The sequence below is a fragment of the Caldithrix abyssi DSM 13497 genome, assembly GCF_001886815.1.
GTDB classification, from domain to species: Bacteria; Calditrichota; Calditrichia; order Calditrichales; family Calditrichaceae; genus Caldithrix; species Caldithrix abyssi.
In genome coordinates this window covers 4,513,181-4,534,133 of the sequence record NZ_CP018099.1, presented here as the reverse complement: position 1 = coordinate 4,534,133, position 20,953 = coordinate 4,513,181, and the positions used below count along the sequence as shown (strand labels likewise).

Genomic DNA, 20,953 nt, shown 5'->3' with positions numbered 1-20,953 from the left:
GCGTTCCCCTTTCCCAGACTTTTATTCTTGGAAAAGGAGATTAAGAGGATGAGGGTAATTGGAACTATTTTAAATTTTTAAAACTATTTGCGCTCTTTGTGACTCCTCTGAGCTTTCTGTGGTCGCTTGAAATAGTTTTTTTAATCATTGCGATTATTGGCGTAATCAGCGAGAAAATTATTTTGCGCACGTTGTGGTTGATTTTGGTTGCGGCTTTGCTGCCTTAGTAGAATAAAACTGAATGTCCCCCAAAATTTCAAACAAAGACCTTATAATAGATTGATATTTAAGGGAATACATTAGCTGAATGTATGAAAAACTCACCCCCTTAATCCCCCTCTCTTCGTCGAAGAGAGGGGGACAACAGCATACCTAACGTGGTAGCAATTATGAGATTAGGGGGTGAGTTGTAAAAATGATCTTAGAAAAAATATTGTAAACTTAAAAATTTGGGGGACATTCAGTTAGTAGAATAAAAATCTTGCATTATTTTGCATAATTATTTAAACTACAATCCCAAAATACGGACATCAAAAAAAGAGAAAATCTTTCATGGTAGAATCGCAAACAGTCGCCCGCTTGATTTTAGAAGACGGCAGCGTTTTTTACGGCGTTTCATTCGGTTATCCGCAGTCCACCGCCGGCGAAATCGTTTTTAACACAGGTATGACCGGCTATCCGGAGGCATTAACGGACCCCTCTTATTTCGGGCAAATTCTGGTTTTGACCTTTCCGTTAATTGGCAATTACGGCATGCCGCCGGCAGAAACGGAGCAGGATTTGTTCAAATGGTACGAGGCTCCCAAAGGCATGATCTCGGCTCTGGTGGTGGATGATTATTCGCTGGATTATTCGCACTGGCAGGCCAAAACCAGTCTGGCGCAGTGGTTGTATAATCAAAAAATTCCCGCCATTTCCGGAATTGACACGCGCGCCTTAACCAGGCGCATCCGAGAAAAAGGGGTTATGCTGGCCAAGCTGGTAATCGGCGATCAGGAGATCGATTTTTACGATCCGAACCAGGAAAATCTGGTGCAAAAGGTCAGCATCGAAAAGCCGCAGTTAATGGGTCGCGGCAAAACGCGCATTACCCTGGTTGATTGCGGGTGCAAGCACAGTATTATGGAAGAGTTGCTGCAACGCGATGTACAAATCTTGCGTGTGCCCTGGAATTATCCTGTGGAGGAAGAAAAGACCGACGGCGTTTTGCTTTCCAGCGGCCCTGGGGATCCCGCTTTGTGCGTTGAAACCATCGAGCACACGCAAAAAGTTTTGACCAAAGGCGTGCCGACCTTTGGCATCTGCCTGGGGCATCAGATCATGGCGCTGGCCATTGGCGCTAAAACCTACAAAATGAAATACGGTCATCGCGGTCAAAATCAACCGGTGATCAATTGCCAGACCAATCGCGCTTACATCACTTCGCAAAACCACGGTTACGCCGTGGACCAAAGCACCATCCCAGAGGACTGGCAACCGTTTTTTACCAATTTAAACGATCAAACCAGCGAAGGGCTTATTCACCATTCCGGACGTTTTATGAGCACGCAGTTTCATCCGGAAGCCTCGCCCGGCCCCACCGATACGCGGTTTTTGTTCGATCAGTTCATGGAGATCATTAAAAGTTGACGGTAAAAGGAGCGCAAAAAAAGTGACCAAAAGTCATTACAAAAAAGTGTTGATTTTAGGATCTGCCGCTTTAAAAATCGGCGAAGCCGGGGAGTTCGATTATTCCGGCAGTCAGGCCATTAAAGCCTTAAAAGAAGAAGGCGTTTACACCATACTGGTTAATCCCAATATTGCCACTATTCAAACTTCAGAAGATCTGGCGGATCGAATTTATTTTTTGCCCGTCACGCCGGAATACGTGGAGCAGGTGATTGCTAAAGAGCGTCCGGAAGGCATATTGCTGAGCTTTGGCGGACAGACGGCGCTGAATACGGGGCTTACGCTCTTTCGGCAGGGGGTATTGCAGAAATACGATGTGGAAGTTCTGGGCACTCGCCCGCAAACGATCATCGATACGGAAGACCGGCAGCAATTTATCCGGCGTCTGGCAGAAATCGATGTAAAAACCGCGCGCAGCGATGTGGCCACCACGGTGAAGCAGGCGGTTAAAGTGGCCGAAAAGATCGGCTACCCGGTTATGATTCGCGTGGCCTATGCTCTGGGCGGTCTGGGCTCCGGCTATTGTGACAATGAACAACAGTTGATAGAAAAAGCCACGCGCGCTCTGAGTCTGGCGCCGCAGATTTTGGTTGAAGAATATCTACACGGCTGGAAAGAGATCGAATACGAAGTGGTGCGCGATCGGGAAGACAACTGCATCACCGTTTGTAATATGGAAAATTTTGACCCTATGGGCATCCACACCGGCGAAAGCATTGTGGTGGCGCCCAGTCAAACTTTAAGCAACGACGAATACCATCACCTGCGCGAAATCGCCATTAAGGTGATTCGTCATCTAAAGATTGTGGGCGAATGCAACATTCAATACGCTTTAAATCCGGAGACATCCGATTATCGCGTTATTGAGGTCAACGCCCGGCTTTCACGCAGCTCGGCGCTGGCCTCCAAAGCGACTGGCTATCCGCTGGCCTTTGTGGCGGCAAAGCTGGCGCTGGGCTACACCCTGCCAGAATTACGCAATGCGGTTACAAAGAGTACGTCGGCCTTTTTTGAGCCGGCGCTGGACTATGTGGTGGTTAAACTTCCGCGCTGGGATTTAAAGAAGTTTCGTCTGGTCTCGCGCAAAATCGGCTCGGGCATGAAGTCTGTGGGCGAAATCATGGCCATTGGCCGCCATTTTGAGGAAGCCTTGCAAAAAGGCTTGCGCATGTTGGAGATTGGCGCGCTGGGATTGACCGGCAATGAGAACTTTAAGTTTGAAGACGTAACCGACGAATTGCGGGCGCCCACCGAAGAACGTATTTTTGCCATCATGCAGGCTTATGATCTGGGCTTTACCGTCGATGAGGTGCACCAGCTTTCGCGCATCGATCGCTGGTTTTTGTTTAAACTGCAAAAGGTGGCGCAAATTGCCCGTGAACTCTCCCTTTTTAATGAGCATCAGCCGCCGGCGCCGCTTTTGCGGCGCGCCAAGCAAGCCGGCTTTTCGGATTTACAGATTGCGCGCCTGTGCCGCGTTTCGGAAGATGACGTGCGCAACTGGCGGATGCGCGCCGGACTGGTGCCTTACATCCGGCAGATCGACACCATGGCCGGCGAATATCCAGCGCAGACCAATTACCTGTACCTCAGTTACAACGCCATGGAAGACGATGTGAAAGGTTTTGAAGACGGTGGGCAGGGCATCCTCATCCTGGGCTCCGGCTCTTACCGCATCGGCAGCTCGGTGGAGTTTGACTGGTGCGCCGTTAATGCCGGGGAAACCCTCAAAAAACTGGGCTACAAAACCGTGATGCTCAACTACAATCCGGAAACGGTCAGTACGGACTATGACCAGTCGGACATGTTGATTTTTGACGAGATTTCGCTGGAAACCGTTGTGGAAGTTTTCCGCAAGCTAAAACTCAAAGGCGTCATTATCTCCGTGGGCGGACAAATCCCCAATAATCTGGCAACAGCGCTGGAAGAAGCCGGTATCCCGATCCTGGGAACGAAGGCGCGGGATATCGACAACGCCGAGAATCGCCACAAATTTTCAGCCCTTCTGGATCGTTTAAAAATCGACCAGCCCCTGTGGAAAGAGTTGACTTCTTTAAAAGAGGCCATGGCCTTTGCTCAGCAGGTGGGCTACCCGGTACTGGTGCGCCCTTCGTATGTTTTAAGCGGCGCGGCCATGGCCGTGGCTTCTAACGACGACGAGTTGAAGGCCTATCTGCAAAAAGCCGTCAACCTTTCGCCGGAGCATCCGACGGTGATTTCAAAATTTTTAATCAACGCCAAAGAGATTGAAATCGATGCGGTGGCGCGCAACGGTGAAATGGTGGCCTATGCCATTTCGGAACACGTGGAAAATGCCGGCGTGCATTCCGGCGACGCCACCCTGGTGTTTCCGCCGCAGCGCCTGTATCTGGAAACCATTCGCAAGGTTCGACAGGTGGCCGCACAAATTGCCGGCGCTTTAAACATCCACGGGCCTTTTAACATTCAGTTTTTAGCGCGGGACAATGAGGTTAAGGTTATCGAATGTAATTTGCGGGCTTCGCGCAGTTTTCCGTTTGTCTCTAAAATTTTAAAATACAATTTAATCGATCTGGCTACGCGTGTGATGGTCGGCGCGCCGGTGGAAAAGCCGGATCGCTCGTTGTTTGAGCTGAATTATGTGGGCGTTAAGGCCCCGCAGTTTTCTTTTACGCGTCTCGAAGGCGCCGACCCTGCTCTGGGCGTAGAAATGACTTCCACCGGCGAAGTGGCCTGCCTGGGCGATGATTTTAATGAGGCGTTCTTAAAAGCCATGCAGGCCGTGGGCTTTCGGCTGCCCATTAAAAGCGTTTTGCTCTCCACCGGTACCATTACATCAAAGGCAGAATTATTGGAGCCTGTGCGTCAACTGAGCGCCATGGGCGTTAAACTGTACGCCACCGGCGGAACGGCTAAATTTTTAAGAGAAAACGGTTTAAAAGTTACGCGCCTGCACTGGCCGCTGGAAGACAAAAAACCAAATGCTATTGACTACATCAAAGATGGCAAAATCGATCTGGTCATTAATATCCCTAAGAATTTCCAGAAGGAAGAGCTGACCAACGGCTATTTGATTCGCCGTGCAGCGGTGGATTTCAATAAAATGCTGATTACCAATCGTCAAATTGCCATGCGGTTTATCGAATCCCTGCAAAACGGGGGAATGGAAAACATCCAGATCAAAAGCTGGGAAGAGTATTAAAGGGCGTAAATTGTGCCGCCCTGGAGCGAACTGATCGATTTTTCGTTTTAAAGTTCATCAATAAATTTCTTGAGTTGTCTTTTCATGGTAAAAAAGACTTCTTCGTTCAGCAATTTTTGTGCGATGGCTCTGGCTTCGTTTTTGCGGCCAAGTCGAGCCAACACTTTTGCCTTTTTGAATTGAATGCGGTACAGGAACGGATCGATCTCTATGGCTTTTTCGTATTGTGTCAGCGCCGAGTCCAGTTTGTCCTGCTGCAGATAAAAATCGCCGAAAAAATCGTAACTTTCTGCCTGCTGCGGTTTTAATTCAAGTATTTTCCGAACGTATTTTCTGGCTTTTTCAAATTGTTTTTGCTTCATATAAAACGAGGCCAGTTCGCGTAAAACATGGATACTATCCGGCGCCTGGTTGAAGGCGCTTAAGTAGGTTTCTTCGGCCCGCTTTACATCTTTTTGTTTTTGGTAATAGCGTGCCATCAGCAGTCGGCCGCGCAGGGTGTCTTTTTGGGCGACCTCTTTTGCCAGTTTCAAAGCCTGCTCCTGGTCGCCGCCGGCCATTTGCGGCGCCATCAGATAAAACATGAACAGTTTTTCTTTAGCCTTTAGATTGTCGGGATTAAACTCGATGGCCTTTTGCCAGTTCTTTTTGATGTTCGCGGCGGTTAGCATTGCGGAGAAAATGTTAGCGGTTTGCGCTTTGACCGAGTAAATATCTCCCAGCCATTCGTAAAAGCGATCCTTATCCTGCGCCTTTGCCAGGCCTTTTTCTGCCAGTTCAATTGCCCGGTTGATATTGCCGCGCACCAGATGAATAACGCTCTGGTAATAAAGCGCTTCCGGATCTGTTTGATGGGCTTTTAACAGTTCAAGCGCCTGATCGAATTGGTGTTGGTGAATAAGGTGCTCCACCTGTTTTAAGTAAGGCGTCTGGGCGACGAGCAGCGCAGTGAATAGCCAAAAGAAAAAAAATAGATATTTCATAACCGTTTCCTGTTGTTTTCTGGAAAATAACGAAAAAGGAGATTAAATGTTGCAAAAAGTTGCGGTTTGAAATACGAAATTCCACAGAGGTATGTGTTTCGCAAGAGGCCAAGGGCTGCGATGAAATAAAGGCAGACTAAAATGTGCAAACAACAATGTTTCAACGCAGTGAAAAGTGATGTAGCAGGGGAAAGGGAGTGCAGGCAACTAAAAACTGCTAATTTTGTGCTATTCTTGTTAAGCATCGGGATGGCTACGTAATTGAGATTAGCGGGGAGAAGGTCAGAAAAGAGATTTTTTGGGCATAAGAGATACGACCGAACCGGAAGCGATCCGTTATTTAATGGCGCAGGCATTGAAGATCAAGCCCAGGCTATTAGGTAGGAAAAAGATAAGAATTTAAATATTGTAGTGGTAATAAAAAAGAACGATGTATTGTTTTTAAACAACTTAAGTCGTTTTAGTGTTCAAGATGGGATGTGATTAATTATTTTTTTAACCAGACAAACGGTTTTTAAAATGATACTTCTGCGCCTGTACCTGTTATTTCTTAAGTCACCATTCAACCTTTTTCTCTTTTCCTACTAAAAAAGTTTTGTGAACACCGGGCAATCAACTTAAATTAAATTGAGTGCGTGGTCGTAATTAACAGTGACGAATCTCAGGTGAATTTCCATGGTAGAATTTAATGCTTTAATTTCTGAAAGATTAAAAGGATATAAGGAACTAAAAAAGAAAATCGCTGATTTGAAAGAAATTGGCGTAAAAACGTTTTCTGAAATTAATCAAATTTTTAAAGAAGATAAAACCAAACCATTGGTTATTGCCACCGATATAGAAGAAATAAAAAGACTCGCCAAACATGACCATTTTCAGGATTTAAACGCTTACTACTATTTATTCGTCGTGTTTTATGACCCCAGTGAAAATCTGAGCGACTTCATCGTGCGCCATTCTGGCAATTGTGAATTTTACGCTTTCTCGCTTTTAGAACGGTTGCCGGAAATTTTAAGCGCAAAAATAAAGCATTCTAAAAAGATACGAGAACGGGTTGACCAGGATCGGTTTAAGTTAATCGTGCAAAATATGCCGGTAATGGTCGATGCCTTTGATAATAATAACAACTTTATCTTCTGGAACAAAGAATGCGAGAAGGTGACCGGCTATTCGGCTTCGGAAATGATCAACAATCCCAAAGCGTTGGAAATTTTATATCCGGACGCCTCATACCGTGAGACATTACTCAGGGAATACGCACGGCGGGGAAATCACTTTCGTAATTGGGAAGTAAAGCTGACCACCAAAGACGGCAGAGAAAAAATCATTGCCTGGAGTAATCTGTCCGATATCTATGAAGTCCCCGGCTGGAATAGCTGGGCAGTTGGTATTGATATTACCTTAAGACATAATATTGAAAAGAAATTAGAAGAATCCGAATTTCTCTTAAATTCCTTACTGGATGTAGACGAGATTTTGCAGAAACGTCAAACAGAAGAACAAATTTGCGATCAAATATTACTTAAAATAAAAGAAATACTGCCGTTTAAAGGCAGTATTGTTGTCTTTTATGATTTTGAAAGAGAGACTGCCGAAATCGTTGCCGTGAAACTTAAAAATCAAATCCTTTACCGATCAGAAAAAGTCATCCCTCTAAAAAGTCTGATCAATCTTGAACAGGTAAAAAGCGGCAAGGTGGTTTATTTGGATGACATATCAATTTATAAAGAAAAACTATTCATTATTAACACCATTTTAAAACTGGGATTAAAATCCGGTTTTATTGTACCCCTCCATTTTGAAAACAGAGTGGTCGGTTCGATGAGCTTCCTTTTCGAAGAGCCCGTGGTTCTGGAGGAGAATAGGGAAAAGTTATTAAAAATCATTGGCAAAAAATTGGCTTTTACCCTGAAACAAAAGAGAATAGTTCAGGAACTGCAGGAAAAGATCATTAGCCTGGGAAACGATCGTCTGTACCAGATGAGCGAGCTCAAAAAAAACGAAGCGCGTTTAAGGGCTCAATTCGAAAGTTTGCCCCTGCCAACTCTGATCTGGCAAAAACAGGGTAATGAATTTGTTCTGGTTGATTATAATGACATGGCACTGGCTTCTTCTTTTGGGCGTATCAATGAGTTCCTGGGCAAAAGCAGTAGCGCCATTTATCACTTTATCCCTCAATTAACGGAACTGCTGGAAGAATGCTATTCGAATGAGATATCTCTGGAAACGCAACTGGAAATTAACATTTCTGGAAATCAAACCGGCTATTTGTCCATTAAATTAGCCTATGTTGCGCCTGATTCAATTATTATGCACATCGAGGACATTACCGAACAAAAAGATATTGAGCTTCGGTTAAAACGCTCCGCTGAAGTCATCAGAGAACAGCTAAAAACCATTGAACTGTACAAAGAAGAAATTTCAATTCTTCGGGACCATTTGCTCCCCATAATAAATGGCTATTGCCGTTCGTTGTGGGAGAAAAAAGAATTGATCGAAAACGACACCTTCTTTTCCTACTTTTCCCAAATTCATAAAAACTTATTGAATTCACTCTACTTTTTTAACGAATATTTTGCTACTGAGGTGGAAAGAATCGCCCGCCAGGAGGTGCAAGTAGATGATTTGATTCGCAAGATTACGCAACAGCTTCAATCAGTCATCAGCGAAAATAAAGTGCAGGTATTAACGCACATCGAGAACAACGTCATTCATACCGATGAGAATCTGCTGCTGAAGACGCTGGAAATTTTGTTTAAGCTAAGCATTATTCATAAACATCAAGACCGCAACCATCTCATCAGAATTACCTCCGTTGCGGATAACAATCGAAGCATAATTATCTTTAAGGATAACAGCCAGGGTTTTTCGGAAAGAGAAATGAATCTGATACGAAAGGACGTGAGTTTCCCCGCCAATCTGGAAAATACAAGCTATCTTGATGTTTTAATTCTGAAAAAACTGGCAAAAATGATGGACGCTGAAATATCGATTGAATCCATACCTGAGGAGGGATGTCAATTTTCAATCATCATTAAATGAATAATTTTTTAAAAAAGATTTTTATCTTACCGGTTTTTTCAATATTTTAGAAATGTGCCATTTAATCCCGGGGGGAAAGATGCACTTTCAAAATCCAGTGGATCTTAAACAACTGATTCGCTTTATTGTTGATGAAAAAAAGATTCAGGCCAATTTAATCCTTGATGAAGGTTGCTTTTTAGAAACAGCGGATATCAGGCCGTTAATCAAAGTCATTAATTACGTTCTGAACTACTTAAAACAATTATCCGATCATCCGATTGAAATCAGCCTGGATCTAATGCATGATAAATATTTGTATTCTTTCCTTGTTTACACAACAATTTCGGAGCCTCCACCGTTTAGCGCCAACTTACAAGCCGTTCTCGATACCTATTCGGCTAAATTAGATTTTATCCATGAGAAAGGTAAATACGTTCAGGTCAAAATTCATATTAAAAGATAAAACGTTCGCCTTTTGGGGAAAGGATAGAGACTTTTTTACACTAATAAGCGGCTGCTTTTTTTTTGCATTAAAAACACCTTTTAAATAATAGGTTGCCCCTGAAAAAGCCAGATTATTTTCAGCACCACGTTTAAATTTTTCTGTTTTAATTGAAACAAATTTCTAATCTTTATAGATTACGACTTTTACTAAAAGGAAGGGAAGAAATGGCAGAGATAAAAGCTATTATTTTTGATCTGGGGCGCGTATTGGTGGACGTTAAGTTCAATCAGCAGACGGCAAAGTTTTTTGGCGTAGATACCGACCATCCGGAGGATGCGGCTAAAATACTGGATGCGGCCTTTAATAACGAATTGTTTAGAAAATTAAACCGTGGCGAAATAAGTTCTTACGATTTTTACGAAGCGTTCAGCAGAGATTTTAATTTGAATTTGAGTTATCAGCGTTTTGTGGATTACTGGGTGGATGTTTTTGCGCCGATTCCGGGCATGGAAGATTTGTTCTGGCAGGTAAAAAAGCGCTATCCGGTGGGCTTGCTGTCTGATACGGATGAACTGCACTGGAATTACTGCAGGGAAAAATTCCCTTTCATCAAATCCGTAGAAAAGCCGACCCTGTCTTTTGAAATAGGCGCCTTAAAGCCAGATAAAAAGTGCTATTTAAAAGCCGCCGAAAATGTCGGTTTTGCGCCGGAGGTATGTCTTTTCATCGACGACAGAGAGGTTAACGTGCAGGGCGCAAAAAAGGCCGGCATGCAGGCTGTGTTATTTGAAGGCGTTGAAAAATTAAAAGGCGACTTTAAAAAATTAGGAATCGAAGTCTGATCTCTTTACAAATCGTCTTTTGTTTTGTCTTTTTCCTCTTCGGCTTCTTCAATGCGCTGAGCAAACTTAATGGCAAATGTTTCGATAAGGCCTGCGATTATTAATAACGGCATAACAATCCAGAAGAAGGCTTTAAGATAAGCAGAAAAGTTCTGGGGAATATCGCCCAGCCAGCGACAGCCAATAAGCACACAATTGTATTGTAAAGCAAGCGTAAAGGCAATAAACGCCGCGGGTAATTCGAATAAGGCCACGGGATTCAAAAGCGAAGCAAAATAGAATTTACCGACCAGGGTGTGATAGGTAATAACGCCCACATTAAAACCGGTCCACACGGCAAACACCACAGGCAAAAGAGGCGCCAGGCCGGAAAGTAAATCAATAAATAAAGAAAAGGTATTGACGCCTAAAATGAACATAAACAGAGTGGCAAAATGCCAGTGCCTGGAAGCTAATTTGTCCAATTTTTTAGCGAGCCATTTAGGGTAGGCCAGCAGAAACTTTATGTCTTTATAATAAGCCCAGGGCGCAAGAGTATATCCGGCAAAAAAGAGCACCATGCTAAACAGGAACAGCTGGAAATTAATAAGAGATAAGCTCTGTTTGATTTCTGCAATCATTTCCGTCCCCTTATTTCATGGATACTTCGAAAACCGAGTAAACGCTCAGCCGCCATAACGCCGTTTTCAATGGATTGCTCAACGGCGTTCATGACCAGCGAAGCCGCAAGGTCGATCGTCACATCTTTTTCCGGGAGGCAACAGACAAAACTCACATCCCCGTCAAATGAGGTGTGCGGCGGCTCAATTTTGCGGGCAATGGCCAGGTGGGCGCGTTTGGCCAGAAAATGGGCCTCTGTTTTGGAACAGTTAAAATTGGTAAACACGGCGGTTAAAACAGTGTTTGCGCCCATGCCAATCTTAGGCGCCCCCCAGCGTCTCTCTTTGCCAGTGGCGGCCAGAAAGGCGCCGGAATGATCCACGGCTCCGGCCAGAATATTCCCCTGCTCATCCAGCACGTCTCCCACGGCGTTAACCACCGTCAGCGCCAGAACGCGTATTCCCTCAAAAGCGATTTCGGCCAGGCCCAGCCCAGCCTTCATGGCATACTCCATCCCGGCCCATTTTCCCACCGTAGCGCCTGTGCCGGCGCCGACGTTTCCCATCTCCTTATTGTTAAATTGAGCCTGTCGATAAGCCTTTCTGGCATCTTCTACCGCGGGATAGGCTTGCGCGCTACCAATGTTCTTATCAAAGATTACCGCCGCCGGAACAATGGGAACAAGGCCGTAATGCGTTTTAAAACCGATCCCATCTTTAGCCAGTTCTTCCATCACTCCATGCGCGGCGTTTAAGCCAAAGGCGCTTCCCCCGGTTAGCACCAGCGCATGGATTTCCTGAATCTTTTTATCCGGGGATAAAAGGGCCAACTCCCGCGTGCCCGGCGCAGCGCCAAAAGCGCAGGCCGAGCAAACATTGCCAGATGGAGGGAGCACTACTGTGCAGCCCGTACCGCGTTCTGTGTCTGTATAATGTCCTATTTTCAGACGATCAAGCATTTTGTCGAGTTTCTCTCATTTTTTTCTGAATGTAAGACATTGATTAAGTTTTTTGCAAATAAATATGTGAAAACACATATTTAGTTAAATTTTTTTAAATCGAGACGATAATTATAAAGAGCTTAAATTGATGAACAGGAACGATCAAACATGTAAAGTATGAAGGAAGGGTAAATGGTTAAAGTTCTGGTGGTGGACGATGCGCCCGATGTCCGTGAGATGATCTCAGATTTTCTGCAAATGGAAGGCTACAATGTGGTAACTGCCTCTAACGGTCTGGAAGCTCTGGAAGTAATGGAAAAAGAAAACCCTCAGGTTGCGGTTGTAGATATAGAAATGCCCCGGATGAACGGTCTGGAATTTGCAAAAAAAGTATTGAACCAGAATCCAGACTTTCCCATCGTCATTATTAGCGCTTATGTGGAAAAGTATTCCATGGAATACATCTCAAAGATTGGCATTAAAAATATTTTAAGAAAACCGATTAAATTGGTTGAGCTTTCTAAAGCTATTAAAGAATTGAGCAATCATAAGCCCAACAATTCGCCAGTCTGATAATATGAGCGTTGAAGCGTTACAGGCAACAGCGCCGGCATTATGCTGAATTTGTTTTTTCCCGGAGGCGGTATCCCTTACATCCCTTGTTCACGGCCCGATGCTTGTAAATGGGCTGTTCGTGGCAATGACACGCGAATCTTCTAAAAAACGCTGAAGCGCACGCCCATCTTGAACCACCTTCCCGGCTGGGGGATGGATGCAAAATCCTGATATTTTTGATCGAACAAGTTTGAAATGTGGCTAAAAATACGCCACCTTTTTATTTGCCAGCTAACATGCACGTCGGTTAAAAAATAAGCCTGGCTGTTAATCCGATCTTCATAGCGCAGTTTCCACGATAATGCAAGGCGGCGATTTACAAATTGTTGATCGATGCCAAGGATAAACTGGTGGCGTAAATAATTAAACACATACTTCGATATGATCTGGCGACCCGCTTTGTCGGAGGTTAAATAGGTGTAATTGAAATGGATGTTTTTAAGCAAATGGCGTTGGGTCGTCCATTGCGATGAAACTTCCAGTCCGCTGGTGGTGAGCTGCAAAACATTTTCCGCCTGCCAGTACTGTCCTTCGCTTTCAAAAATCCAGTCGATCAGGTTGGAACCGTAACGGCGGAACAGGGCAAAAGACGTAAGCGTTCGCTTTGTTCTAAAACGGGCTCCCGTTTCGATGTCGACGCTGCGTTCCGGCTTTAGCTGTGGATTGCCCCGATTGGCCGGGCTGTGGTAGTACAGTTCGGTGAAGGTGGGCGGTCGAAAGCCAGTGCCGCCCGAGGCGTAAAGCGTAAAATGGGGCGTGAGCTGAAGACTGACGTCAACCCCGGGGCTGATCTGCCATCCCCAACGGTTGTAATAGTAAAACGAACTGCCCAGAACAATCTGCCAGCGGCGAACAGTAAACTGCTGCTCGGCTGAAAAACCGGCCATATTTCGTTGATGATCTCCCAGATTGCTACTCACGATTTTACTGTGCTGCCATTCTCCCAGGATGGACGTGCGTCCCAGGCGAGAGGAAAAAGCGGTTAATAATTCGGCGCCCAGCACATCCGTTTGGTGCTTGTTGTGATACCATTCAGGGCGCGTGTAATCCAACAAGAAATCATCATGGTGCCGCCGCCAGTAAATCTTTGGCGAAAAGGTCGGCATGGTTGCGTCAGAGAAAATTTGTCCCGCCATATTTAAGAAAAAGGTTTCGGTTTTTTCCTTTTGATAGGGGAAGGCCGGATGGTAAAAACGACTGGCTCCAAAATCTTTGGCGTTGTAGGCGGCTGTAAAATGAAACGGATTATGCTTAATTGCAAAGCTGTTTTTGTAAGTCGCCGTCTGGATGGTAAAATCCGTATTGGGGCGATATCCCGAACTATTGGAGCGATTCAGGCTCAACCTGTGATTGGCCTTTAGCGCCTGAAAATCGTAATTGAGATTGAATTCATTGTAGCGAAAATCGCCGCCAATTATTGAAAAATCGAGTTTTTGGGTCAGCGGTTTTTTAGTAATAATATTGATGACGCCGCCCATGGCGTTAGGCCCATAAAGGCGGGAGCCGCTTCCTTTTAAAACCTCGATTCGTTCAATATCCTGCAAGGAAAAAGCAAGGTTTAAATTGTGATGGCCGCTTTGCGGATCGTTTACCTTAATGCCGTCGATTAAAATCAGAGTCTGTTCGTAACCGGCGCCGCGTAAACTGACATCGGCCTGCACGCCCTGACTGCCGCGCTGTTGCAAATCTATGCCGGCGATGTAACCCAGCGCATCCTGAACGGAATGGACCGGCAGACGAGAGATGGCGCCCGAATCCAGCACGGAAACCGTTCGCGCCGCGCTCATTAAGCTGGAGGGCGCGCGCGATGCCGTAATAATAATCGGTTCCTTCAATTCAAAGGTGATTGAAGCGCTTTGCTGACCATAAAGCGCCATCAGGAAAATTAAAAGTAGCAAAATGCATCGCTTCATGTGCTTTTGTTCCTTTGCTTGATTAAAAGCTGCAAAAGTAAAGAAAAGCGATCGTTGATTCAATTTTTTTTTGATTGTGTTTTTAAAAATCATAAATTTGCCTCCTTTAATCGCAGGGTGAAAGATGATATATTTATTGATTGTTTCATTGCTCTGGGCCTTCTCGTTTGGTTTAATCAAAGGCCAGCTGACGAATCTTGATCCGATTTTCGTGGCCTTTGCGCGCCTGGTAATCGCCCTGCTGGTTTTTATGCCTTTTTTCCGCTGGAAAAAGTTTAAAGCGCAGTGGCCATTGCTGCTGATTGGCGCCGTTCAATTTGGCCTGATGTACATTTTTTACATTTATTCCTATCAGTGGCTAAAGTCCTTTCAGGTGGCCCTGTTCACCATTTTTACGCCGCTTTATGTTACCCTGCTTGAAGACCTTTTGCGGAAGAAATTCCATGCTTTGCATCTGGGGGCGGCTCTGCTTTCTATTTTAGGGACGGGCATCATATTGTGGACGGAAATCGACAGCCGCCAAATTGTTGTGGGATTTTTATTCGTTCAGGCCTCGAACCTCTGTTTTGCCCTCGGGCAAATTTTGTATCGCAAAAAACGCCTAAAGTCTAACGGCATTAAAGAAGAAGCGCAAATTTTTGCCGCCCTTTACCTGGGCGCGGCCCTGATTACGGGTCTTGCCGCTTTATGCAGCGTTCCCTGGCAGACAATTGTTCTAACGAAAAATCAAATCTGGACGTTAATCTATCTGGGAATATTGGCCTCCGGATTTGGGTTTTTCTTATGGAACTACGGGGCGCTAAAAGTGAATGCCGGAACGCTGGCCGTTTTCAATAATTTAAAAATTCCGCTGGCTATAGGCGTTTCGCTGTTGATCTTTGGAGAAAAAACCAATATCGTTCGCCTGCTTGCCGGCGGTACGCTGGTCGGCATGGCGTTGTGGATCAACGAAAAATTTTCTTATAAACTAAAATCTTAACGGTTTAATCAAAAGGGTGCTTTAATGCGTTACTATTTTACTTTAAAAAGACAGTGTCCTAAATGTAAACGTAACTCTTTAACCAGGATTAAACGGCTTCAGTGGATGCGCTATCTGCCTAACAGTAAACATTATGAGTGTGATTTTTGCAGAAGTAATATTGTGTTTATTGATCTTTTTAAAAAGTATGCAAAAGAGGCGGCCGATTATTAATTTACTGCGGTTTTAAAATTAAATTGTTAAGTAAAACGAGTTAAAAATAAATGAAGAAAAGCGAAACCGCAACAAAAAGGCTTTTTGCCTGGGGTACGTCTCATCGTTACAACCGTTTTGTGGATTTTCAGCGGAAGATATACGGCGAACGCGTACAAAAGGTTACGGTGGACGCCGGATTTACCTGCCCCAACCGCGACGGTACGGTGGCGCGCGGCGGTTGCATCTACTGCAATAACGAAAGTTTTAATCCCGGCTACAACAGCGCATCTAAAACCATTCGCCAGCAAATCGACGAAGGAATCGAGTTTTTAAAACGCCGTTACAAAAACGTAAACAAATTTATCGTTTATTTTCAGCCCTACAGCAATACCTACGCCCCTCTTGAAACCTTAAAACGCTACTACGAACAGGCCCTAAGCCATCCGGAGGTCATCGGCCTGACCATTGGCACGCGGCCGGATTGCGTGGACGAAGCCAAAATTGCCTATCTGGAAAATCTGGCTGGAGAGTACGATATAACCATTGAATATGGCCTGGAATCGATCTCCGATGAAACTTTGAAAAAAATTAACCGCGGTCACGATGTACAGTCGTATTTAGATGCCCTGGAAATGACCCAAAATCGGGGCATTAAAATTTGCACGCACATGATTTTCGGCTTTCCCTGGGAAGACGAGACCCTGTGGCTGGAAACCGCGCAGTGGCTTTCGGAAAAACCGTTTGACTTTTTAAAGATTCACCAATTACACGTGGTAACCAATACGGCTTTGGAAAGGATGTACAAAAAAGAGCCTTTCCCTTTAATGGGCCCGGAAGCCTACATCGATTTGATCATCCGTTTTCTGGAACGACTGAATCCGCGCATTGTTATCCAGCGTTTGTTCGGCGAGGCGCCGCCGCGCACCCTGGTAGCTCCTCACTGGGGCGTGCGCAACACACAGCTTACGCGTCTGCTGGAATCAGAGATGAATAGACGCGACACCTGGCAGGGAAAAGCGTATAAGAGCCTATGAGATCAGAATACATCCCTTGAAAGATCCACTCCCTCCCTGGTGGTATGCGATATGTTTGTGCCGCCAAAATGGTTGAATAGAAATTGGCAAGTGCTGGAATATTGATCATCATCGGAGAAAAATTTCCAACAAGCGGGTCGGCCCCTCTCCCGGACTTTAATTCTTAGAGTTCTGCAAAATGTAAATTTTAGTGTCATTTCGAGGAGCGGAGCGACGAGAAATCTTTTGTTTTTGTTGAAGTTAGAAGATTTCTCATCCCGATAAATCGGGATTCGAAATGACATGTATGTGCATTTTGCAGAACTCTACTTTAATTCTGGGAAGGGAGGATCGAGGGGGGCTACGGCGGAGTCCTGCCAACGTCGGTGTGAAGAAAAAGTGTAAGAGTTTAAGAGGCTGTGGAATGAAATTAGACACCGCACTCAGGCAATCCGCTTTTGAAAGCGCAGGCTGGCCAGGATAAACATCAATACGCCAAAAACCGTCATGGCCGCCGCCTGACCCCACAGGTATTTAAGCGGCGTCCCTTTTAGATAAATCTCCCTGACAATGACCATAAAATACCGCGCGGGATTCAGATAGGTGATGGCCTGAATGGCCGGCGGCATGTTTTCGATGGGAATGAAAAATCCGGAAAGCAATAATGAAAAAACCATAAAAAACCAGGCTAAAAACATGGCCTGTTGTTGGGTGCGGGCCACGGTCGAAATTAGAATGCCCAGAGACAGGCCGCTAAGGGCAAACAGAGCGGCCATCAGTTCAAGCCCCAGAATGCCGCCCTTCATCCACAGACCGAAAATTAAGCGAGCGGCAAACATTCCCACATTAAAAAGCGCCATAACAATCAAAGCCAGGGGGATAATTTTGCCTGCCAGCAGTTCCCAGTTGCGGATTGGGGTAACCATGAGCTGTTCCAGAGTGCCAATCTCTTTTTCGCGCACTATGGACATACCGGTCAAATAAGAAGTTATGATCATGATCAGCATGGCTAAAATGCCCGGTACGATGTTGTTAACGCTTTTAAGATCGGGATTGTAAAGCATGCGCGTTTCGAGCCTTAGCAAATGAATGTTCTGCAGCTGTCTGGCAAAAGCGTTGCTCTGCGGAAGCCACTCTCTTTGCAGGCGCTGCGCTAAAAGGTTAACATAGGCTGCAATAACGCCCGCCGAATTGCCGTCAACCCCGTCGATCAGGGTCATTATTTTCGGGAATCGTCCGCTCTTTACCTTTCGCTCAAAGCCTGGCGGAATGACAACGGCCAGTTGCGCCTTGCCTTCGGTAATCCAGACGCGCGCCGCGGCCATATTCGGCAGGCGGCCCAGATAGTGAAAAACGTCGGAGGTTTGCAAAACATCTTCGATGCGTCGGCTGAATGAAGCGTTGTCTTCGTCCACCAGTACGGTGGAAACATTCTTTACATCCGTTGTTACGGCAAAGCCGATGACGACCAGCTGCAACACGGGCACCACAAAAATAATACCGATAAAGATTTTTTCACGTACGATCTGGCGAAATTCCTTTTGTATTAAATACAGCAAGCGTTGCATGGTTACTCCAGACCTGTCTTGAATTTTTTAATGCTCAGGGCCATCATAAAAGCGGACAGTCCCATCAGGTAAACGATTTCCATTTTGATTTCCATCAGGCCGTTGCCTTTTAGCAGGATTCCGCGAATGATCTTCAGAAAATGAGTCGCCGGAATGATCTGACTGACATATTGAAAGATGAGCGGCATGCTGGAAATGGGGAAGATAAATCCGCTGAGTAAAATAGTCGGCAAAATGGTCATTAACAGGGCGATCAACATGGCCGTACGCTGCGAATCCGTAACGGTGGAGACAAACAGGCCAAAGCTAAGACCGGTTAGTAGATAGACGATGAGCGTTGCAAACAAGAGTAACAGCGAGCCGTGAATCGGCACCTGAAACCAGACGTGACCGATAAACAGAATTATCAGGCTGTCGATAAAACCCAGCGCAATGTAAGGGATGACCTTTCCTAAAATGATCTGCGTGGCATGTACCGGACTGACCAGAATTTGTTCGAACGTGCCGCGTTCTTTTTCGCGCACAATGGCGATGCTGGTCAGCAGGGCGCTGATCAGCAAAATAATGACGGCAATCAGACCGGGAACAAAAAAGTACTCCGACTTTAAATCGGGATTGAACATGAAGCGCGGAATAATTTCAAAAGGAAGTTTAAAATCCGGATTATTTTCGGCGTTGAAAAGGCCCGTGATTTTTAACAGGTAGTTCTGAATAAAGTTGGCCGCATTGGGATCGCTGGCGTCGATTAAAAGTTGAACCGGCGTAAATACTTCCTGATTCAGCGACTGGCTAAAGTCGGCCGGAATAACCAGAATGCAACGGACTTTTCGTTTTTGCAACAGGGATTCAAAGGCCCCTTCCGGAACATTATAAGCCCGGATGTTGAAAAAGTCGCTGCTTTGTAAATGGTTAATTAACAACCTGCTTTGCGGCGTTCGCGCATGATCGACCACAGCAATTTCGATTTGACGCATTTCTAGGGTGATGGCGTAACCAAACAGGAGGAGCATCAGCACCGGCATGATGAAAATAATGATCAACGTTTGATAATCGCGCACGATGTGTAAAAACTCTTTTTTTACAATACTGCGAAAGGTTCGGCTCATGGGCTTTGCTCTCCGATCGATTTCATGAAGACTTCTTGCATGGTTGCCGCGCGATATTTTTTCTTGAGGCTTTGCGGCGCGTCCAGTTCAATGATTTTGCCTTCTTGCATGATGGAGATGCGCTGGCAATATTCGGCCTCGTCCATAAAATGCGTGGTGACAAAAATAGTCTTCCCCTGTGCCGCCAGCTCGTAGATCAGCAGCCAGAACTGCCGGCGCGATTCCGGGTCCACGCCGCTGGTGGGCTCGTCTAAAAAGACGATCTGCGGTTCGTGCAGCAAAGCCGTACTGAGGGCCATGCGTTGTTTGATGCCTGGCGGCAGTTCGGCTGTCAAAGTATCTGCCCGCTCGGTCAATCGTAAATAGCGCAGCAGCTCTTCGCTTTTTTGTTTGATCTTTTTGCGGCTCAGGCCGTAAATTCCGCCGTAAAACTGAATGTTCTCGCGCACGGTTAAATCTTCGTACAGGCTAAAGCGTTGACTCATGTAACCGATGTTCTGTTTAATGCGCTCCGGTTGAGTAAACACATCAAAGCCGGCCACCCTGGCCTGACCGGAGGTGGGAGTTAGCAAACCGCAAAGCATGCGAATGGTGGTTGTTTTACCGGCTCCGTTGGCGCCTAAAAAGCCAAAAATCTCTCCCTTTTTGACGCGAAACGAAACATGATCCACAGCCGTAAAATCGCCAAATTTACGCGTCAGGTTATCAACTTCAACCGCCCATTCCATGTTTATTCGCCGTCCCCATGTTGATGGATTAAATTCAAAAATATATCTTCAATATTGGGTTCAATGGGTTTTATTAAGTCAAACGGAAAATGGTTTTCTTTTAACTTGCGACGAATGTGGTCCATGCCCAGATTTTGCCGGTCGAACAAATGGACGCCCTCGCCAAACAGGTTGAAGTCATTTTTTGCAAACAGCTTTTGCAGTGCATGGTACAAACCGTGCGCATTCTGGGTTTTAATCAGGTACAAAGGCTGTTTCATGCTCCGGATCAGGGCTTGCGGCCGGCCGCTGGCTAAAACCTTTCCCTTAAAAATCAATGCCACATGGTCGCATAGCAGGGCTTCATCCATGTAAGCGGTGCTGACCAGAATCGTTTTGCCATCGGCCGCCAGTTCTTTTAAAATATCCCACAGCTCGGCGCGCGATACAGGATCCACCCCGTACGTTGGTTCATCCATGATCATGACAGCAGGTTCGTGGATTAACATGCAAGAAAGGGCCAGCTTTTGCTTCATGCCGCCGGAAAGCGCATCGGCCATTCGTTTTTTAAAAGGGCCAAGGCGGGAAAAGCGGTAAAGTTTTTGCAGGCGTTCGGCCTGAACCTGGGGTTGGACGCCAAACAAATCCCCAAAAAAACGCAGGTTTTCTTCTACGGTTAAATCCGGATACAGGCTAAAACGCTGCGGCATGTAGCCGATGTTTCGTCTTACAAAGGTAATGTCTCTGGCCGCGTTTCTACCCAAGAACCAGACCGATCCTGCGTCAGCCTTTAGCAGGGTAACAATGATGCGCATTAAGGTGGTTTTGCCTGCGCCGTCCGGCCCGATTAATCCGTAAATTTGGCCGGGTTCCAGTTGCAGGCTGACCCCGCGCAGGGCGCGCACGCCGCCAAAAGATTTTTCGATGTTTTCTACGATCAACGGTTTGTCGTTCATGCACTTGCCAATTTTTATTCAACCATTCAACCAACGGTGGCATGAATTCTCCGTAGTAGCCCTCACCCCCTCGATCCCCCTCTCCCAGAATAGAAGTCTGGGAGAGGGGACGATCCATCCGTTGGAAATTTTTTCCCAATGATGTTCAATATTTGCTTATTTGCCAATTTTTATTCAACCATTAAACTATTCAACCATTCAACCAACTTACCACCCCACGT

Annotated in this window: 16 protein-coding genes; 8 read left to right on the top strand and 8 right to left on the bottom strand. The window is 45.6% G+C overall.

The genetic code is table 11. The features are described from left to right. Window positions 1-552: 552 nt before the first annotated feature. Window positions 553-1,629 carry a glutamine-hydrolyzing carbamoyl-phosphate synthase small subunit gene (gene carA, locus Cabys_RS17830; protein ID WP_006927988.1) on the top strand — a complete coding sequence of 359 codons (1,077 nt, stop codon included), beginning with the start codon at window positions 553-555 and terminating at the stop codon, window positions 1,627-1,629. A 22-nt stretch (window positions 1,630-1,651) separates the two neighbouring features. Then, window positions 1,652-4,849: a carbamoyl-phosphate synthase (glutamine-hydrolyzing) large subunit gene (gene carB / locus Cabys_RS17825; protein WP_006927990.1), complete on the top strand. Its 3,198-nt coding sequence runs from the start codon at window positions 1,652-1,654 to the stop codon at window positions 4,847-4,849. Window positions 4,850-4,896: 47 nt separating this feature from the next. On the opposite strand, the gene Cabys_RS17820 is transcribed toward carB, so the two are convergent. Next, window positions 4,897-5,832 carry a tetratricopeptide repeat protein gene (locus Cabys_RS17820; RefSeq protein ID WP_006927992.1) on the bottom strand — a complete coding sequence of 312 codons (936 nt, stop codon included), beginning with the start codon at window positions 5,830-5,832 and terminating at the stop codon, window positions 4,897-4,899. A gap of 675 nt (window positions 5,833-6,507) precedes the next feature. Here Cabys_RS17820 and Cabys_RS17815 point away from each other — a divergent pair. From Cabys_RS17815 to Cabys_RS17805, 3 genes are all read left to right on the top strand, one after another. Next, window positions 6,508-8,871 carry a PAS domain S-box protein gene (locus Cabys_RS17815; protein ID WP_006927994.1) on the top strand — a complete coding sequence of 788 codons (2,364 nt, stop codon included), beginning with the start codon at window positions 6,508-6,510 and terminating at the stop codon, window positions 8,869-8,871. A 79-nt stretch (window positions 8,872-8,950) separates the two neighbouring features. Next, window positions 8,951-9,316: a hypothetical protein gene (locus tag Cabys_RS17810; protein ID WP_006927995.1), complete on the top strand. Its 366-nt coding sequence runs from the start codon at window positions 8,951-8,953 to the stop codon at window positions 9,314-9,316. A gap of 206 nt (window positions 9,317-9,522) precedes the next feature. Continuing rightward, entirely contained in the window at window positions 9,523-10,140 is a 618-nt protein-coding gene (locus tag Cabys_RS17805) for an HAD family hydrolase (protein WP_006927996.1), read from the top strand. Between the two features lie 5 nt (window positions 10,141-10,145). Here the strand turns inward: Cabys_RS17805 and Cabys_RS17800 are convergent, their stop codons facing one another. Together Cabys_RS17800 and Cabys_RS17795 are read right to left on the bottom strand one after the other, a co-directional pair. Then, window positions 10,146-10,760 carry a stage II sporulation protein M gene (locus tag Cabys_RS17800; RefSeq protein ID WP_006927997.1) on the bottom strand — a complete coding sequence of 205 codons (615 nt, stop codon included), beginning with the start codon at window positions 10,758-10,760 and terminating at the stop codon, window positions 10,146-10,148. Continuing rightward, window positions 10,757-11,698, bottom strand: a complete 942-nt coding sequence (locus Cabys_RS17795; protein ID WP_006927998.1) for a P1 family peptidase — start codon at window positions 11,696-11,698, stop codon at window positions 10,757-10,759. The genes Cabys_RS17800 and Cabys_RS17795 overlap by 4 nt, the downstream gene beginning before the upstream one ends. A 174-nt stretch (window positions 11,699-11,872) precedes the next feature. On the opposite strand from Cabys_RS17795, the gene Cabys_RS17790 reads away from it, so the two are divergent. After that, window positions 11,873-12,253, top strand: a complete 381-nt coding sequence (locus Cabys_RS17790; RefSeq protein WP_006927999.1) for a response regulator — start codon at window positions 11,873-11,875, stop codon at window positions 12,251-12,253. Between the two features lie 143 nt (window positions 12,254-12,396). Here Cabys_RS17790 and Cabys_RS17785 read toward each other — a convergent pair whose 3' ends face one another. After that, complete coding sequence (locus tag Cabys_RS17785) at window positions 12,397-14,208, bottom strand: TonB-dependent receptor plug domain-containing protein (RefSeq protein ID WP_169313630.1); 1,812 nt, start codon at window positions 14,206-14,208, stop codon at window positions 12,397-12,399. A gap of 124 nt (window positions 14,209-14,332) precedes the next feature. Here Cabys_RS17785 and Cabys_RS17780 point away from each other — a divergent pair, with 124 nt between their 5' ends. Both Cabys_RS17780 and mnmL read left to right on the top strand, forming a co-directional pair. Next, window positions 14,333-15,187 (top strand): EamA family transporter, encoded by an 855-nt coding sequence (locus Cabys_RS17780; protein WP_006928001.1) that lies wholly within the window; start codon window positions 14,333-14,335, stop codon window positions 15,185-15,187. Window positions 15,188-15,450: 263 nt separating this feature from the next. Beyond that, window positions 15,451-16,416, top strand: coding sequence for a tRNA modification radical SAM protein MnmL/YtqA (gene mnmL, locus Cabys_RS17770; protein ID WP_006928003.1), 966 nt, complete (start codon window positions 15,451-15,453; stop codon window positions 16,414-16,416). Window positions 16,417-16,838: 422 nt separating this feature from the next. Here mnmL and Cabys_RS17765 read toward each other — a convergent pair whose 3' ends face one another. Genes Cabys_RS17765 through Cabys_RS17750 form a run of 4 tightly spaced genes read right to left on the bottom strand, consistent with a single transcriptional unit; the run spans window position 16,839 to window position 20,732 of the window. After that, on the bottom strand, window positions 16,839-17,963 hold the full coding sequence (locus tag Cabys_RS17765; protein ID WP_006928004.1) for an ABC transporter permease: 1,125 nt from the start codon (window positions 17,961-17,963) through the stop codon (window positions 16,839-16,841). Window positions 17,964-17,965: 2 nt separating this feature from the next. Continuing rightward, complete coding sequence (locus Cabys_RS17760; RefSeq protein WP_006928005.1) at window positions 17,966-19,069, bottom strand: ABC transporter permease; 1,104 nt, start codon at window positions 19,067-19,069, stop codon at window positions 17,966-17,968. Then, on the bottom strand, window positions 19,066-19,797 hold the full coding sequence (locus tag Cabys_RS17755) for an ABC transporter ATP-binding protein (RefSeq protein WP_006928006.1): 732 nt from the start codon (window positions 19,795-19,797) through the stop codon (window positions 19,066-19,068). The genes Cabys_RS17760 and Cabys_RS17755 overlap by 4 nt, the downstream gene beginning before the upstream one ends. A gap of 2 nt (window positions 19,798-19,799) precedes the next feature. Beyond that, window positions 19,800-20,732, bottom strand: a complete 933-nt coding sequence (locus Cabys_RS17750) for an ABC transporter ATP-binding protein (RefSeq protein ID WP_006928007.1) — start codon at window positions 20,730-20,732, stop codon at window positions 19,800-19,802. Window positions 20,733-20,953: the final 221 nt, after the last annotated feature.